This is a genomic window from Chitinophaga sp. LS1 (assembly GCF_034274695.1).
Classification (GTDB): domain Bacteria; phylum Bacteroidota; class Bacteroidia; order Chitinophagales; family Chitinophagaceae; genus Chitinophaga.
On the sequence record NZ_CP128362.1, the window covers coordinates 6,080,341 to 6,098,008 of the forward strand.

Below are 17,668 nucleotides of genomic sequence, written 5' to 3' on the forward strand. Positions count from 1 at the left end.
AAATTAATAACGCAAAAAAAAAGCTTATGCCGAAAGGCATAAGTTTTTTTTGCGGAGCTGGTCTGGCGTATTACCTGACCAGCTCCCAGTTTTATTCTTCTCCGTGTTTTCTATTCGGTAATACATTTTCCCTCGTCCATGGTATTGTACCCGTAAATTCATGCTGCCTCACCGCGCATTTCGCCATATGGCAATAATGACAACAAGAGCCAATACAGGGATCTGTATGTATAAAGAACTCTACTTCTCCTGATGTAAATGCATTATTAACCAGGTTTTCTATCGCTTTCAATTCCTCGTGCGAATCGTTTAATAATAAATAATACGGTAGGGTCAAATGGCAATCAATATGATAATTATTCCCATACTGCTGTACCCGCATATTATGTATATCAATCCACTTGTCTCTGCGGTGCTCTTCTAAGATCCGGATCACCTTATCCACCATCTGCATATCCGTTTCATCCATCAGACCGGAAATGGATTGACGCAGCAACCGGTAGCCCTGGCGCAAAATAAGAGACCCCATCAATGCAGACGCCAGCGGATCTATCCAGACCCATCCCGTAAAGTGAATGATCAATAACGCAACGACCAGTCCGGCACTGCTATACACATCCGTCATGATATGAGACCCATTACCGGTAATGGTGAGAGACGACAGCTGCTTCCCTTCGCGTAACAAATAAGCGCCTAACATAAGATTCCCCAAAGCCGTACCCCCAATGATCCAGAGACCCTTGTCTATACTTTCCAGCGGACTGGGAATAAAGAAAAACTGAGCAGCTTTAAAGAGGATCAAACAACCCGCTATAAAAATCATGGCCCCTTCAAACCCGATGGAGAAGAATTCCACCTTACCATGGCCGTAGGGGTGGTTTTCATCTTTCGGCTTGCTGGTCAGGTAAATACTGTAACAGGCAAAGGCGCCGGCTACCACATTGATAATGGATTCGAGGGCGTCTGACAATATCGCTACTGAGTGCGTAAGGAACCAGGCAAGGAACTTGGTTCCAGTAAGTATAAAACTTACGATCAGGGAGATCAATATGACACGTAATTCTTTTCTCTGCAAAACACTATTAATTGATCCACAAAGAAAAGAAATTTTCCGTAAGTTTAGTGTAAGTGAGTGTAAGTTAAAAGATAACAAAACTTAACTGTAGCAAAATAAAGATGTAACTGTAGTAATAGTCCCCCAACCAAAATCGTAATTATGCTGAATTTCAACCCAAAGTCTGCATGGCTATGCCTGCTATTGTGCAGCATATGCATGAATCCTGTGCATGCATTTCAACAACCCGCTGATATAGTCATTACCGGTGTGGTCCGGCTACTCGACAAGAATGGAGTGACCGCCGCCGCCCCGGGCGTCAGTGTAATAGAGCAAGGCACAAAGAATGGTACCATGACCGGCCCTGATGGAACCTACAAACTAAAAGTAAAGACGGGGGCCACCGTCGTCTTTTCCATGGTCGGGTATAAATCGATCACCCGTGCTGCCCAATCGGTCATCAATCCAACACTGGAAGAAGACGTAAGTAACCTGGGCGAAGTAGTGGTCACCGGTTACCAGACCATTGACAGAAAACTCTTCACAGGTGCGGCCACTGCTGTGAAAGCATCGGACGTAAGGCGTGCCGGTATTGCGGATGTAAGCCGTATGCTGGAAGGCCAGGTGGCCGGTGTGAGTATCCAAAACGTATCTGGTACATTCGGTGCCGCACCCAAAATCCGCATTCGTGGTGCTACCAGTATCACTGGTGATAATAAACCCCTGTGGGTGGTGGATGGTGTAGTGCTGGAAGATGTGATCAATGTAAGCAACGAACAACTCTCCACCGGGAACCCCTCTACCCTACTCGGCTCTTCTGTGGCGGGTTTGAACTCGGACGATATTGAGAGTTTCCAGATATTAAAAGACGCTGCCGCCACCGCACTCTATGGAGCCAGAGCGATGAATGGCGTAATCGTGATCACGACCAAGAAAGGCCGTGTAGGCAAGCCGGTAGTCTCCTACACAGGTAACTTCTCTACTTATCTGAAACCTACCTATGATCAGTTTGACATCATGAATTCTGCTAACCAGATGTCCGTATATACAGAACTGGAACGCAAAGGTTGGCTGAACCACTCTGATGCCACCCGCGCGGAAAATGGCGGTGTATATACCAAAATGTACAACCTGATCGATACCTACGATGCAACAAAAGGACAGTTTGGGCTGGCAAATACTCCAGAAGCCCGCAAGGCATTTCTACAAAGATATGCCGGTGCCAATACGGACTGGTTCAATACACTATTTAAGAATTCATTGATGCAGGAACATTCCGTGAGCATCTCTTCCGGTACGGACCGGTCACAGCTCTATGTATCTACAAGTTTCCTGCAGGATGGTGGCTGGACCCCGGCTGATAAACTAAAACGCTTCACGGGAAATGTAAGAGCGAATTACAACTTCAATGACAAGGTCTCCTTCGGATTTATAACCCAGGGCGTAATTCGTGATCAACGGGTACCCGGTAGTCTGAACCGGAACAGTAACCCGGTAAGCGGGCAGTTTGACCGTGACTTCGACATCAACCCATACAGCTATGCGCTGAATACCAGTCGTACACTCACAGCGTACGATGAACAGGGGCACCTGGAATACTTTACCCGCAACTTCGCTCCTTTCAATATCCTCAACGAAATGGCAAACAATTACATTGATGTGAGCCAGCTGGATTTGAAATTACAGGGCGAGTTTTCTTATAAGATCCTGCCTAATCTGAAATACACTTTTCTTGGTAACATTCGCTATGTAAAAAGTAGCCAGGAACATAAGGTAAAAGAGAACTCCAATATGCCAATGGCGTACAGAGCTGCAGGCGATGCGACTATCAGGGATAGAAACAGATTCCTTTACAAAGATCCCGATAACCCCGATGCTGAAGCCATCGTCGTTTTACCCTATGGCGGTATCTATTCCACTGATGATGATTACCTCGTAAGTTATTATTATAGGAATACATTAGAATGGAGTAAAACCTGGAACAATACACATACCCTGAATCTGCTAGGCTCACAGGAGTTGCGCTATGCCAACAGACAGAACAAACAATTCGATGGATATGGTTACCAGTTTGACAAAGGCGGTGTGCCTTATATAGATCCCAACATTATCAAGCAGAATGTTGAGAATAATTTCAATTACTACAGCATGACGATGAACTACGATCGTTATTTAGCTTATCTCGCAAATGCTGCTTATTCTTACAAGGGTAAATATAATTTCAATGGAAGTGTACGCTATGATGGCTCAAATCTGCTAGGTGAATCCAGAACCGCAAGATGGCTGCCTACATGGAATGTGAGCGGATCATGGAACCTCGACACAGAAGATTTCATGCAATCACTGAATAATATAAACAGACTCACCCTGAGAGCCACTTATGGTCTGACCGGAAGTATGGGAAATGCAAGAAACTCAAGTGTCGTATTGCAAAACAGAAGTACGAACAGACCTTATCTATCTGAAGTAGAATCAGTCATTTATATACAAAGTTTAGAGAACTCCCAACTCACCTGGGAAAAGCAATATGAGACAAATGTGGGCATTGACCTGGGCATGTTTCAGGATAAATTAACCCTGACACTGGATGGATATTTAAGACAAGGATTTGATCTTATCGGCCCTATCCGTACCTCAGGTATTGGTGGCGAGGAAATCAAAATCGCGAACTATGGAGATATGCATTCCAAAGGAGTGGAAGCAACCATCGCTTATAAGATCCTTGATGACAGAGAATGGGGATTACGCACACAACTCACCCTTGGCTATAACAAAGGAAAGATCACCCGGTTGGAAAATAACCCGATCATCTGGGACCTGGTCGTAGCTGAAGGCGGCGCCACACAAGGTCACCCTGTAAGGGGACTGTATTCCATTCCATTTGCAGGGCTGAACCCCAAAGACGGTACACCATTATTTATAAATGAAAATGGAGAGACCAGCAATAATGTATATCTACAAAGTGACAAGGTACAAAACCTCCATTATGACGGACCAGTAGATCCTACACTCACCGGTGGATGGTATAATACACTACGATATAAAAACTTCTCCCTCTCTGCATTGGTTACTTATAGTACGGGAAATAAGATCCGCCTGAACCCCGGCTTCAAACAACAGTACTCCGATCTCGATGCCAGCTCTAATGACTTCATCAACAGATGGACATTACCGGGTGATGAAGCACGTACCAATGTACCCAGTATACTCGATAAATATGGGGAATCTCTACTGGATGGCGTGTATCCTTATAATAATTACAACTACTCTACTATACGCGTAGCAGATGGTAGCTTTGTCCGTTTGAAGCAGGTATCCCTGACGTATGGTTTTAAACCAAAAGGATTCAACAACCTCTCTGTGAGCCTGGTAGCCAATAACCTCTGGCTCATATATTCTGACAAACGATTGAATGGACAGGACCCTGAATTCTTCAATGCAGGTGGTGTGGCATTGCCTATCCCTCGTCAGTTCACCCTTTCAGTAAAGGCCAGTCTGTAACCCTTTAAAACACGCATTCATGAAAAAGCATCATATCTTATTATTCATATTACTGGCAGGCAGCGGGTGTAAGAAATACCTGGAGCAGGCACCAGATCAGCGTACACAATTGAACAGTATGGATAAAGTAGCTGAGCTGTTGGGTACGGCGTATCCGCAGGGAGACTATGCCACCTTTACAGAAGCCGCATCAGACAATGCAGCCGACAAAGGAACAGGTGGTACCGTATCGCTGCAGATCAATACCAACCCTTATTATTTCAGGGACGTCATTGATAAAACAGAGGGGTCTCCTACTTACTACTGGAACAATTGCTATAAAGCCATCGCGGCCTGTAACCAGGCATTACAGGCAATCGAAAATGCAGACAACCCGGCAGACTACAATGCACAAAAAGGCGAAGCACTGGTAGCTAGAGCGTATGCACATTTCATGCTCGTAACTCTCTTTTCCAAAGTATATGATGCTGCTACCGCAGCTCAGGACCCGGGCATTCCATATGTGACTACTCCTGAAAATGTAGTGATCAAACAATACGAGCGCAAGACAGTGGCTTATGTTTATGAGCAGATCGAAAAAGACCTGACTACCGGGTTACCGCTTATTAAAAATACCTCCTACACAATACCTAAGTATCACTTCACCACTTCGGCCGCCAATGCATTTGCGACACGCTTCTATTTATTCAAAAAGGATTATCAGAAAGTGCTCACCTATGCAGCGAATGTATTTCCCGGAGGCAATATCAAAAGTAACCTGCGCCAATGGGTAACGGTGTATCAAAACCTCACTGCTGCGGAAGCACTGGCTTTGTATACGAACGCTACCGAGCCTGCGAATCTGCTATTGGTAGAAGCTCCTTCTATATGGGCCCGCAATGTTGCGCAATACAGATACGGACTGCAAACGGATCTTGTATATAATTTATATCGGTATCCAAACGTGACCGGAGCTACCTGGGTACAACCACTCTACTATGTAGGCGATAATACTGACAACTGGGAGATCCTCAAGTTCAGAGAGCACTTTGTACGTTCCAGTGCCAACGCGGATATCGGGGTGCCTTATACCATCTTCCCACTCTTTACAGCAGAAGAAGTTTTATTCAACAGAGCAGAAGCGAACATCTATCTGGGTAATTACGATGCCGCCAAGCAGGACCTGAATGACTACGCCAGTATGCGTATCGATGGTTACAATACCAGTTACCGTATTACAAATACGAAGCTGACCAACTTTTATGGCACTACCGATGTAAAGACCGGCCTCATTTATACCCTGCTGGATTTTAAACAGGCAGAATTTATGCAGGAAGGCATGCGCTGGTTCGATATACTTCGGTATCACATTCCTGTATCCCATAGTGGTGAAACCCTGACTGGTGATGACCTCCGTAGATTGTTCCAGTTACCACAGGAAGTGAAGCTCTCCGGTATTGAACAAAATCCCCGTTAACCGCATTAAAAATTTTGAAAATGAAATACTTATCAATATTGCTGATCATGCTGCTGGTAGCCTGTTCCAAAAAGGAAACCCTGGATACAGACCTGCCGGGACTCGGTGGAGAGACCTGGGAAAAAGGGCCACTGGATTACTGGCTGGATTCCAATTTTGTCAATCAGTATAATATAGAAGTGAAATACCGGTTTGACCGATATGAATTGTCGTTGAACAAGGACCTTGTACCAGTTACTGAATCGCAGGTTGAACCTGTGATGACAACCATTGCAAAAACATGGATCGCTCCTTACATCGGTGAAGCAGGTGATGCTTTCTTTAAAACATATTGTCAGAAACAGTTCGTTCTGGTAGGTAGCCCGCAATACAATACCAACAACACCGTAACACTGGGTACTGCAGAAGGGGGCCGTAAAGTCGTACTCTTTGCGTTGAATGATTTCAGCCTTGATAATAAACCAGGTGTACGGGAAATGTTGCACACCATCCACCACGAGTTTGCACACATCCTGCATCAGACGATCATGTACCCTGTAGAATTCAAAACCATTTCTACAGGATATACCGGCAGCTGGAATGATTATACATTGGACGAAGCGCTGGCAAGAGGTTTTGTGACCCAGTATGCGCGTAGTGCACCAGATGAAGACTTTGTTGAAATGGTATCGACAATGCTGGTAGAAGGCAAAAGTGGTTTTGATGCCATCGTAGCCAGTGCGCCTGATGACGGCGCCGCCAAATTACGCCAGAAGGAAGAGATCGTGGTACGGTACTTCAAGGAAAGCTGGAATATTGACTTCTACAGTCTGCAGACAAGAACCCAGAACGCTATCAATAATCTTTAATACAGCTCAATCATGCGTACACATATATTATATATACTGATACTGGCATGCCTCCTGAGCTGCCGAAAAGATCAAACGACCTCTATCTTTGGTGAAACGCCCGATCAGCGACTGGAAAAAGCGCTGGCAGATTATAAAACAAGATTAACAGGTGCTGAATATGGATGGAAGACAGCCGTGTTTCCACCAGCCGGCGGCGGGTATAGTTTCTTCTTTACTTTCGATACCGCAGGCAGGGTGACCATGTATGGCGACGTCACGGAAGATGCTGCAGCTACTCCCGAAAACAGTACCTACCGTTTAAAAGCCATGCAACGCCCCTCCCTATTATTTGATACCTACACTTACCTGCACCTGCTGGCAGACCCCGATCCAAATGTATATGGTGGCGTCACCGGTCAGGGATATTCTGTAGATTTTGAATATTCCATTGACAGTGTATCGGCTGATACAATCAAACTCACGGGGATCACTTATAGTACCAAAATGATTTTGATAAAGGCGACAAAGGCAGAACACGATGCATATACCTCCGGCGCTTTTGGTAACCAGTTAGTAGATATTGAGAATAACGTTGCTGATTTCCCCTGGCAATATTTACAATTTACAGATGGTCGAAAATTGCAGGTGAGCATAAATACATTTACGAAAAACTTTACTTTAATCTATCTCGATGATGCAGGAAAGGTACAGCTGATCACAACCCCATTTTACTATACAACCAATGGTTTGTATTTGCAAACACCAATTACATATGGCAGCTATACCTTTAATGAGGTATTCTGGGATCCTGATAATCAGGTATTTTATGTAAAAATAAATGGCAACCGGGTAGATGTGCAGGTGGCTGATAATTCTATTATACCCATGCATCAGTTGATCGGTGTAAGTTTCACTTCTATCGTAGTCCCGCCGCAGGCAATTCCCGGATGGTCAGATGATTTTACAAATATGTGGAAGTCTATCGCGACGTCATTGAAGAGTGGAAATTATGGGTTGACATTGTATTATACGTACTTCACTTTTGACAAAGATGCAGGCGTTTTATACCTGGATGTATATGTGATTCAGAATAACCGGCTGTACCTGGCTGAGTTCCCATATACTTATACCAAAACCACAACAGGGGTATTTGACTTTACAGGACAGACATATTCAGGCAATGCGGCATTGATAGATACAGATATGGCGCCATTACTTGATCACCTTGAAAACGATCATTTCACCATGGACTTTTATCAGGGAACGTTGGGACAGTTGAAAAGCGTAGAGGATACGGGATTCTATTTTACCGGATATCTGGAATAGAGGGGAAAAAATGAAACTCCTTAGAACTGCATAAATGCAAATTATATATCCGAATTAAAAGAGGGTGCATCATAAGTTAGATACACCCTCTTTTAATTCGGATATAAGAATGGAGCCAGATCCCATTTTATGCGTTTCTCAGGAGTTTTATTTATTTATGATACACGCTCTTTTCTATTTCGGTAAATATACTGTAAAGGTAGCCCCCTTACCCAGTTCGCCCTCGGCTTGTATCAACCCATGGTGGTTTTCTGCAATTTTCTTACAGAGCGCCAGGCCGATACCCGTACCTGCATATGTCTTTTTATCATTGAGGCGCTGGAAAATGGTGAAGATGCGATTGGAAAATTGTTGTTCGAACCCTATGCCATTGTCCTGGAAGATCAGTTTGATATAAGATTGATCTTTAGATAATTCTTCAGGAAGTTCATCAAAGGATACACCAGCTACGCTGATTTTTATAAACGGATCTTTGTCACAGAATTTCAGGGAATTGCCGATCAGGTTCGTAAATAATTGCTGTATTTGTAAAGGGATTCCACGTACAACTGGTAATGCATCTGATTGTACCAGGGCGCCCTTTTGTTCTATCAATAATTCGAAGTCAGTTAGGGTATTTTTCAAAATAGCCTGGAGGTCGGTATTCACAAAACGGGCTGCCGGATTAGAAAGACGGGAATAGTCCAGCACGTCTTTGATAAGTGCCGTCATTCGGGTAGCAGATGACTGGATCTTTTCGAAGTAATGATTGGCCTGGGTACCACTGTCTTTCATACTCTTTTGCAGCAATTCGGAGAAGGTCCTGATTTTTCGCAGAGGTTCCTGCAGGTCATGACTCGCGATATATGCAAATTGTTCTAGCTCATTATTTTTTCTTAACAATTCGGCAGTTCGCTCATCAACTTTTTGTTCAAGGTCCTGGGCACTTTGCTGCAATATTTCCACAGCGTGGCGGTGCAGCCTCGTGATCCTGATCTGTGCACGTACCCTCGCTAATAATTCTTTCGCTGAAAACGGTTTGACGAGATAATCATCTGCACCAATATCGTAACCTGCTATTTTAGCTTCCTCACCTGCTCTGGCCGAAAGCAGGATAACGGGAATACCAGATGTGTCGGGATCACCTTTCAGGTGATGCAACAATGCCACTCCGTCCATTTCGGGCATCATCACATCGCTGATCACAAGCTCAGGTACCTGTTGACGAATACGTTCAAGCGCAAGTTTCCCATTAGCTGCCGTATCCACTATATAATAATGGTGGAGAAGGCGCTGAAGGTAGTCCCGCATATCACCATTGTCATCAACAACAAGGATAACCGGTTTATCCTCTTCAGCGTCTACATTCGGATCTAACTCCGCCAGACCTAAGCCGGGGTCCAGCTGAGCGGCTTCCTGGGCAAAATTCTCAGGCAACAACGAGAAATAATCATTGTTATCATGCATCGAAACCTGATCTTCTGGCAGGTGCGCCATACCCAATGGAATACTGACGGTGAAAGTAGTACCTATACCCAGTTCACTCTCCACAGTGATATTTCCCTCATGGAGCAGCACCAGTTCTTTCACTAATGACAGACCAATACCGGTTCCTTCAAAAGAACGGCCACCACTCTGCTTCACTCTATGGAAACGTTCGAACATATGTGGCAGTTCCTCATCTGGTATACCGATACCCGTATCTTTTACTTTCAGAATAGCATGGCCATCATCCTCATATAAGACAACAGAAATAGTACCCTTCAGGGTGTATTTAAAAGCATTCGAGAGCAGGTTGAGCACGATCTTCTCCCACATCTCTCTATCTATATATGCCGTTTCCTGTAGCACGCGGCAATCCACTTCCAGTTGCATACCGGCATGCTCGATTGCTGAACGGAAACTACCAGCCAGGTCCATTGTTACATTTGCAAGATCGACAGGGCAATACTGCGCCTGTGCTTTTTTAGCTTCAATGCGACTAAAGTCAAGGAGGGTGTTTACCAGTTTCAGGAGCCGATTGGCGTTCCTATGCATTGTCTCCAGGTCGGCTTGCTGTTTCGTCGAAAATACAGAAGTGTTACCAGCCAGCAATTCTTCCAGGGGACCCAGCATAAGGGTAAGCGGCGTTCGGAATTCGTGACTGATGTTATTGAAAAAGGCTGTTTTGGCTCTGTCGATTTCTATGAGTGCTTCGGCTCTTTTGCGGGCTTCTTCGTATGCGTACACATTCGAAAGACCACTTCCAATCTGGTCGGCTATGAGTTGAAAAAAGCTGCTGTACTTTTCATCCAGCTGCCGATGTGGATTCAGACCGACGATCAGCAGTACAGATACGGCTGACTGACCAGCATTCATCGGAATGACCAAAGCATTGTCCGGCGAGCGGCCCCATGCACCTGAAGGTAAATTACCAAAACCATCTATCAGGCTGCTGATAACCAGTGTCTTATTGAAACTAATTGCCTCAGGCAATTTCCAGTAATCTGCGATCTCACTATCCAGCTTAATCTTTGCTGGCAGCACATTTTCATGAGAAGTACCCACCTGTGTGGCCATTCCGGTGTCCGTATTTACCTGGTAAATGCAGGTGAACGGGAAGTCGTGCAGGTTCTGTTTAAGTATATCGATGGTATGGGCAAAGACGGCCGAATCGGATTTAGTATCCATGATTATCTTGCCCAAATCTCTTAAAGTACGTAGTTGTCTTTCACCTGTAATGCGGAAGGTATCGTCTGTATTGGCACAAATTATCCCATTTGTACCACCATAATCACCGGGTATCGGACTATATGAAAAGGTGTAGTAAGTCTCTTCCGGATAGCCATTGCGCTCCATGATCAGCAGGAGTGCTTCGTCGTAAGTGCCGATATTCTTTTCCATGCAGGCTGTGGCCCGTGGTTCTACTGCATCCCAGATTTCCTTCCACACTTCGGCAGCAGGTGCACCTAACACATGGGGATGTTTACCTCCCAGGATCGACCTGTAAGGATCGTTGTAAAGATTGATCAGCTCCGGTCCCCACCAAACAAACATAGGTTGGCTGGATGTGAGGATGATGCGTATACAGGTTTTCAAACTTTGCGGCCAGGTTTCATAACGGCCTAATGGGGTTGAAGCCCAGTCATGGGAGCGAATTAATGCACCCATTTCCCCACCGCCAGTGAGGAATTCTGGGATTACAGTATTTGTCAGTTCCATATTATATGTAGAAATCAGGTATTATACCCTCTCAAAACTTGCTCCAATCTTTTTTCAAGGAGGGCCATACTGGGTGGTTTAACGATATAATCGGCAGCGCCCATATGTTTGGTTTCAACAATGTCGCGTTGTTCGGATGAAGTGGAATAGATAATCACAGGGACATTTTCTAACCTTGGAATCTTTCGGATTTCCTGCAGGCATTCCCTTCCGTTCATGCGCACCATATTCAGGTCGAGAAAGATAAAGTGTGGGGTGAACTTATCTTCTCTGTTCAACTTTGTCAGTGCGTCAATACCATCATTGGCAGTGATACAATGTATATTCTCATCGATGTTGCTCAATGCCAGGGAAAAGATCTCCTGGTCATCATCGTCATCGTCTATTAAGAAGCAAATGATCCTATCCTCCATATTGTGTCTAAGGTTACCCAATATACAGTTTTTAGATGTAGGTACATATCAAAAGTAATACCTAAATAAAAGCCCGGAACCATGGGCTCCGGGCTTATTTATATTAAGTTGTACCAGTGATTATTCTGGTTTATTTTCAGGTGTTGAAGCTGGTGCTGCAGATACCTGGGCAGGAGTGATAGGGCGTGATTCCCTTGGCTCTCTTGGCTGCTGCGGACGATCTTCTTTGGGTTCCCTAGGTTCTCTAGGTTCCCTTGGTGCACGGTCTTCCTTCGGTTCTTTATTACCAGAACCTGGCTTTTTCTTAGCTGATTTAGGCGCGAAGATGGCGATCATACGCTTACCTTCCATGGTAGGCATACCTTCCAGTGCACCTACTTCTGCCAATCTTTCTGCAAATTTCAAAAGTATCAGCTCTCCTCGTTCCTTGAACATGATTGCACGACCTTTGAACTGCACATATGTTTTTACTTTATTACCATCTTTGAGGAATTTCTCCGCATGTTTGGCTTTGAAGTCGAAGTCATGGTCGTCGGTATTAGGCGTAAAGCGAATTTCTTTTACTTCGCTTTTGTGCGCATTCGCCTTCATTTCCTTTTCCTTCTTCTTCTTTTCGTAAAGGAATTTATTATAGTCAATGATGCGGCAGACAGGTGGAGCGGCATTCGGAGATATTTCAACCAGGTCCAGTTGCTGTTCTTCGGCCATACGCAGGGCATCCTCCGTGCGGTATACGCCTACTTCAATGTTCTCTCCCACTAAACGCACTTCCGGAACGCGAATCATTCTGTTTGTGCGGTGTTCTTGTTGCTGTTCTCTACGGAAGTTGGGGGTTCTTCCACCCCTGTTAAAATTTGGTCTGGGTCCTTGCTGCATTAAAAAAAGTAAAATTTCAAATTAATAATTGTCTATAATGTTTAGAATGAGCCGGCACAGCTACTAATTGTTATTGCTTTAAATAATAGATATTAGCTATGAACCGACCTTTTATGTTAATAGACTCTTACGCAATTAACGTACCCGAAAATACAAAAGTTCAATTAGTTAAAAATATATTTCTATAATTTTCAAAGTATCAACCCTCATTTTTGAGGGTTGATACAAAAACTTTTGTAACAGAGTCGTTTATTCGAAAGATTTTCTGTTTGTGACTTCTTCCTGGACCAGTGCGATGAATTGATCGATATCCATAGCTCCTAAGTCTCCCTTGGCCTGTCTGCGTACAGCTACCTTGCCTTCAGCGGCCTCTTTTTCGCCCAGTACCAGCATATAGGGAACCTTAGCAAGCTCGGTTTCTCTGATCTTTTTACCTATCTTCTCACTCCGGTCATCAATTTCTGCTCTAATTTCTGATTTTTTTAACAATTCTGCCACTTTTTCTGCATATGCCTGACTCTTATCACTAATTGGCAGGATTTTCACCTGCGTAGGTGTCAGCCACAGCGGGAATTTACCACCGCAATGTTCGATCAGTACGGCGATGAATCTTTCCAGTGAACCGAATGGCGCACGGTGGATCATTACAGGGCGGTGGCGTTGGTTATCTGCACCGATATATTCGAGTTCGAAACGCTCAGGCAGGTTGTAATCCACCTGGATGGTACCCAACTGCCATTTACGGCCCAGGGCATCCTTCACCATGAAGTCCAGTTTAGGACCATAGAACGCTGCTTCGTCGTATTCTGTTACTGTTCTCAGGCCTTTTTCTGCTGCTGCTTCAATGATCGCCTGTTCTGCCAGGTTCCAGTTTTCCTCTGTACCGATGTACTTGGTTCTGTCTGTCTGGTGACGCAGGGAGATCTGGGCTGTAAAATCAGTAAAGCTCAGACTATTGAATACATATAATACCAGGTCGATCACTTTCATGAACTCTTCCTTCACCTGGTCAGGACGGCAGAAGAGGTGCGCATCATCCTGAGTAAATCCACGTACACGGGTCAGACCATGGAGTTCACCATGCTGCTCGTAACGGTATACTGTACCAAATTCTGCAAAGCGTACCGGCAGGTCTTTATAGCTCTTAGGGCTGGCTTTGTAAATTTCACAGTGGTGTGGACAGTTCATGGGTTTCAGCATGAACTCCTCGCCTTCCTCTGGTGTGTGGATGGTCTGGAAACTGTCTTTACCATATTTTTCATAGTGACCGGAAGTCTTATACAGGTTCACGTTACCGATGTGCGGCGTTACAACCGGTAAATATCCCAGGTCCAGCTGTGCTTTCTGCAGAAAAGCCTGGAGTCTTTCACGGAGCATGGCGCCTTTTGGCAGCCACAGTGGCAAACCTAAACCAACCTTTTCGGAGAAGGTGAACAGTTCCAGTTCCTTACCCAGTTTACGGTGGTCACGTTTCTTTGCTTCTTCCAGCAGGAACAGGTGTTCATCCAGTTCTTTCTGGTTAGGGAAAGTAACACCATAGATGCGGGTCAGCATCTTGTTCTTTTCATTACCTCTCCAATAGGCACCAGCAATATTTGTCAGCTTGATCGCTTTGATAAAACCGGTACTTGGAATGTGTGGGCCACGGCACAGATCAGTGAAATTACCTTGTGTATAGAAGGTAATTTTACCATCCTCCAGCTCGTTGATGGTCTCTATTTTATATTCATCACCTTTTTTGGTGAAGTAATCCAATGCTTCTACTTTGCTGACTTCCCTACGTTCATAAGCGTTGTTGGCTTTTGCCAGTTCAGCCATCTTTGCTTCTACCTTACGCAGATCTTCGTCGGAGATGGTACGGCCACCCAGGTCGATGTCGTAGTAAAAACCGCCTTCAAGTGCAGGGCCATAACCGAACTTTACGCCCGGATAGATTGATTCCAGCGCTTCTGCCATCAGGTGGGCGGAGGAGTGCCACATGGTAGACTTACCTTCCACATCAGACCAGGTCAGCAATTGCAGCGTACTGTCCGTCGTTATAGGGCGGGCGGCGTCTACCACCTGCCCGTTCACTTTAGCGGCTAATACTTTGCGTGCCAATCCCTCACTGATGGATTTGGCAATGTCCATTGCAGTTACTCCTGCTTCATACTGACGAACTGCGCCATCCGGTAATGTAATGTTGATCATACGATTGAGCTGTTAATCTTCAGCTATTAAGTTTTGCGTTTTTATGTTCCCAATGGGGTATATCTGTTTGATACACCGCGTTTGGGCTTGCGAAGTTAAGAAAATTGATGGGTTTTTCTACATCTGTTAAAAGATGGTTGACAGGACCTTCGGATTAACAGGGACGAAGGTAGCAGTGAGCACTGCATTTATACTTCCTGCTTAGTTAAATCTCAGACTATCCGTGACTTCTACACACCCCAGCATATCGTTTCCAAAATAAGGATTCGTCTTCTTACTGGAATTGCTCAGCCAATACCCACCGGCATCCTTCAGTGCCATCGGACAATACTGACGGTAAACGGTTTTCCCTTTCACACCTGTCACTTTAATCAAATCAAACAACAAACCAGACACCATATCAAATGCAGCTCTTTTCTCTTCAATAGCCTTCTCACTTACCAAACCACTTAACTCAGCACTCATGCTGGTCACCTGGTTCCTTACATTTGCCAGCCGGCCGGAATCCATTTGCAGGGAATTGAGCGGCAGACTGTCGAGGTGTTGTTTCAACTCGGCACTATACCGGTCTATATATGTGATGTTTGCCTGGGTCAGTCCTTCTGTCAGGGAATAGTAACTCTCCATGGCTAACTGTAATGAATCGTAAAAGACAGTGGCGTAAGGCGCCTGTAATGCCGTAGTATCCCCTTTTTCTCCGTTCTCCTGCCTGGTGGATGATTGACAGGCTGCTATGCTGATCAGTAATAATGCCGCTACTATGAACCTCATATATTATATGTATCTTTTTGCAAAGATAAGGAAACCATCGCTTTTGCCTGCGCCCGGCACAAAGGATCATTAAAAAGCACTAACTTTGCCCCTTTCAATTAATTTAGGCAATGCTAATAGCACTTCAGGACATTACTTTTGAGTTTGGCGCAAGGGCCATTGTAGAAAACGCCTCGTGGCATATCATTCCCGGCGACCGTGTAGGATTGATCGGGATGAATGGAACCGGGAAATCCACTATTTTACGTGTTATTAACGGGGAGTATTCCGTTTCAAAAGGTAGCGTCAACAAAGCTAAAAACCTCTCTCTTGGTTTCTTTAACCAGGATCTTCTGAGCTTCGAATCTGACGACTCCATCCTCGAAGTGGGTATGACCGCTTTTGAAGAAGCCATTAAATTGGAAAAAGACATCGAGCGCCTTACCCAGGAACTGGAAACTAACCAGTCCGAAGAGCTCCTGATCGAATTCAGTGATAAACTTCACCTCTTCGAAACCCTCGGCGGTTACGAAATGAAACACCGTTCTGCACAAGTACTGGAAGGTCTCGGTTTCAGCACTGCTGACCTGGAAAGACCTTACAACCAGTTTTCCGGAGGTTGGCGCATGCGCGTACTCCTGGCAAAACTGATCCTGCAGCAACCGGATGTACTCATGCTCGATGAGCCGACGAACCACCTTGACCTCCCTTCCATCGAATGGCTGGAAAAATACCTGCAAAGCTATAACGGCGCTGTGATCATCGTATCGCACGATCGTTTCTTCCTCGACAGAATGGTCAACAAGATTGTTGAGTTGTACCAGCAGCAGCTGCACCACTACTCAGGCAATTACGAAGACTACGAACAGGAAAAAGAACTGCGCCGCGAAATGCAGCAGCGTTCTTACGAAAATCAACAGGAATACATCCGCCAGCAGGAACGCTTTATCGAGCGATTCAAAGCCAAAGCTTCCAAGGCCGCACAGGCACAGAGTGCTATGAAACGCCTGGACAGACTGGATAGAGTAGAACAGGTAGATGGTGGTCCTTCCAAGATCAGAATCAACTTCACGATTGATAAAACACCGGGAAAGATTATCTGTACCCTGGAAGAAGTGACCAAGAAATATGGTAATCTCACCATCCTGGATCAGGCCAGCGCAATCATCAACCGTGGTGACAAGATCGCCCTGATTGGGGCAAACGGTAAGGGTAAATCTACCCTGCTCCGCGTAATCGCTGGTACGGAAGAAATGGAAGGCGAACGCATTCCCGGTCACAACGTAGTAGACAGCTTCTACGCACAGCACCAGCTGGAAAGTCTGAACATGGAGAGCGAAATCCTCGACGAACTGAAAAGCTGCGGTAGCGGTCGTACAGAAGTAGAGCTCCGCTCCCTCCTGGGTTGTTTCCTCTTCACCGGCGACGATGTATATAAGAAGATCCGCATCCTCTCCGGGGGTGAAAAAGCACGTGTGGCGCTGGCAAAAACAATCATCAGTCAGGCGAACTTCCTGCTGCTCGATGAGCCGACGAACCACCTGGACATGAACTCCGTACAGATGCTGATCGATGCACTCTCCAAGTACGACGGTACCTATGTACTCGTTTCCCACGACCGTTATTTCGTAAGCCAGACGGCTAACAAAATATGGGAAATTGTGGATGGTGAGATCAAGGAATTCAGAGGCACCTATACTGAGTGGGAAGAGCATAAAAAACGCCAGGCAGAAGTAGCAAAACAACAGGCCGCAGCTGCTAAAGAACAGAAAAAAGAAGCGGCAGCACCTGCAGTAAAACAACAGGAACCAAGAGCGCCAATCGATAAGGATAAGAAAAAAGAACTCCAGAAACAGCAAAAGCAATTCCAGCAACTGGAAGAGCAACTGGCTAAGCTGAATTTAAAGAAAACCGACCTGGAAACGGAAATGAATAATCCGGACGTCTATGCCGACAAAGCCCGTTTTCAAAAGGTAGAAGCAGCATATGCTCAACTGGGCAAAGAATTGAAAAGCGCCACCGCAGAATACGAAAAGGCATTTGAAAAACTGATGGAGCTGGAAGGTTAATCCGCTCCATCAGTACACATCAT

11 protein-coding genes are annotated in these 17,668 nt (G+C 45.2%); 5 read left to right on the top strand and 6 right to left on the bottom strand.

Annotated elements, in window-relative coordinates; translation table 11 throughout:
* Window positions 1–91: 91 nt before the first annotated feature.
* The gene (locus tag QQL36_RS25040) at window positions 92–1,075 is read right to left on the bottom strand and encodes a cation diffusion facilitator family transporter (RefSeq protein WP_083730358.1); all 984 of its coding nucleotides are present in this window, start codon (window positions 1,073–1,075) and stop codon (window positions 92–94) included.
* A 141-nt stretch (window positions 1,076–1,216) separates the two neighbouring features.
* Between QQL36_RS25040 and QQL36_RS25045 the strand changes: the two genes are divergently transcribed.
* From QQL36_RS25045 to QQL36_RS25060, 4 genes are read left to right on the top strand one after another with little or no spacing between them, the layout of a single operon-like run.
* Window positions 1,217–4,555 (top strand): SusC/RagA family TonB-linked outer membrane protein, encoded by a 3,339-nt coding sequence (locus tag QQL36_RS25045; RefSeq protein WP_321567158.1) that lies wholly within the window; start codon window positions 1,217–1,219, stop codon window positions 4,553–4,555.
* 19 nt (window positions 4,556–4,574) lie between these two features.
* A complete protein-coding gene (locus QQL36_RS25050; RefSeq protein ID WP_321567159.1) occupies window positions 4,575–6,011 on the top strand; it encodes a RagB/SusD family nutrient uptake outer membrane protein in 1,437 nt (478 codons plus the stop codon).
* A 20-nt stretch (window positions 6,012–6,031) separates the two neighbouring features.
* Window positions 6,032–6,859: a putative zinc-binding metallopeptidase gene (locus QQL36_RS25055; protein ID WP_321567160.1), complete on the top strand. Its 828-nt coding sequence runs from the start codon at window positions 6,032–6,034 to the stop codon at window positions 6,857–6,859.
* Window positions 6,860–6,871: 12 nt separating this feature from the next.
* Entirely contained in the window at window positions 6,872–8,167 is a 1,296-nt protein-coding gene (locus QQL36_RS25060; protein WP_083730354.1) for a DUF4302 domain-containing protein, read from the top strand.
* Between the two features lie 174 nt (window positions 8,168–8,341).
* On the opposite strand, the gene QQL36_RS25065 is transcribed toward QQL36_RS25060, so the two are convergent.
* From QQL36_RS25065 to QQL36_RS25085, 5 genes are all read right to left on the bottom strand, one after another.
* Window positions 8,342–11,347 (bottom strand): ATP-binding protein, encoded by a 3,006-nt coding sequence (locus QQL36_RS25065; protein WP_083725453.1) that lies wholly within the window; start codon window positions 11,345–11,347, stop codon window positions 8,342–8,344.
* A gap of 14 nt (window positions 11,348–11,361) precedes the next feature.
* Window positions 11,362–11,760 carry a response regulator gene (locus QQL36_RS25070; RefSeq protein ID WP_083725451.1) on the bottom strand — a complete coding sequence of 133 codons (399 nt, stop codon included), beginning with the start codon at window positions 11,758–11,760 and terminating at the stop codon, window positions 11,362–11,364.
* Between the two features lie 120 nt (window positions 11,761–11,880).
* Window positions 11,881–12,636: a translation initiation factor IF-3 gene (infC, locus tag QQL36_RS25075; protein WP_321567161.1), complete on the bottom strand. Its 756-nt coding sequence runs from the start codon at window positions 12,634–12,636 to the stop codon at window positions 11,881–11,883.
* A gap of 249 nt (window positions 12,637–12,885) precedes the next feature.
* On the bottom strand, window positions 12,886–14,826 hold the full coding sequence (gene thrS, locus QQL36_RS25080; protein ID WP_321567162.1) for a threonine--tRNA ligase: 1,941 nt from the start codon (window positions 14,824–14,826) through the stop codon (window positions 12,886–12,888).
* Window positions 14,827–15,027: 201 nt separating this feature from the next.
* The gene (locus tag QQL36_RS25085; RefSeq protein ID WP_083725447.1) at window positions 15,028–15,597 is read right to left on the bottom strand and encodes a DUF3347 domain-containing protein; all 570 of its coding nucleotides are present in this window, start codon (window positions 15,595–15,597) and stop codon (window positions 15,028–15,030) included.
* 110 nt (window positions 15,598–15,707) lie between these two features.
* On the opposite strand from QQL36_RS25085, the gene QQL36_RS25090 reads away from it, so the two are divergent.
* The gene (locus tag QQL36_RS25090) at window positions 15,708–17,645 is read left to right on the top strand and encodes an ABC-F family ATP-binding cassette domain-containing protein (RefSeq protein ID WP_321567163.1); all 1,938 of its coding nucleotides are present in this window, start codon (window positions 15,708–15,710) and stop codon (window positions 17,643–17,645) included.
* Window positions 17,646–17,668: the final 23 nt, after the last annotated feature.

Excerpts from the sequence above, each read along its gene's own strand:
- infC (WP_321567161.1), bottom strand. The coding sequence starts at position 12,636 with ATGCAGCAAGGACCCAGACCAAATTTTAACAGGGGTGGAAGAACCCCC.
- QQL36_RS25065 (WP_083725453.1), bottom strand. The coding sequence starts at position 11,347 with ATGGAACTGACAAATACTGTAATCCCAGAATTCCTCACTGGCGGTGGG.
- thrS (WP_321567162.1), bottom strand. The coding sequence starts at position 14,826 with ATGATCAACATTACATTACCGGATGGCGCAGTTCGTCAGTATGAAGCA.
- QQL36_RS25070 (WP_083725451.1), bottom strand. The coding sequence starts at position 11,760 with ATGGAGGATAGGATCATTTGCTTCTTAATAGACGATGACGATGATGAC.
- QQL36_RS25090 (WP_321567163.1), top strand. The coding sequence starts at position 15,708 with ATGCTAATAGCACTTCAGGACATTACTTTTGAGTTTGGCGCAAGGGCC.
- QQL36_RS25045 (WP_321567158.1), top strand. The coding sequence starts at position 1,217 with ATGCTGAATTTCAACCCAAAGTCTGCATGGCTATGCCTGCTATTGTGC.
- QQL36_RS25050 (WP_321567159.1), top strand. The coding sequence starts at position 4,575 with ATGAAAAAGCATCATATCTTATTATTCATATTACTGGCAGGCAGCGGG.
- QQL36_RS25055 (WP_321567160.1), top strand. The coding sequence starts at position 6,032 with ATGAAATACTTATCAATATTGCTGATCATGCTGCTGGTAGCCTGTTCC.
- QQL36_RS25060 (WP_083730354.1), top strand. The coding sequence starts at position 6,872 with ATGCGTACACATATATTATATATACTGATACTGGCATGCCTCCTGAGC.
- QQL36_RS25085 (WP_083725447.1), bottom strand. The coding sequence starts at position 15,597 with ATGAGGTTCATAGTAGCGGCATTATTACTGATCAGCATAGCAGCCTGT.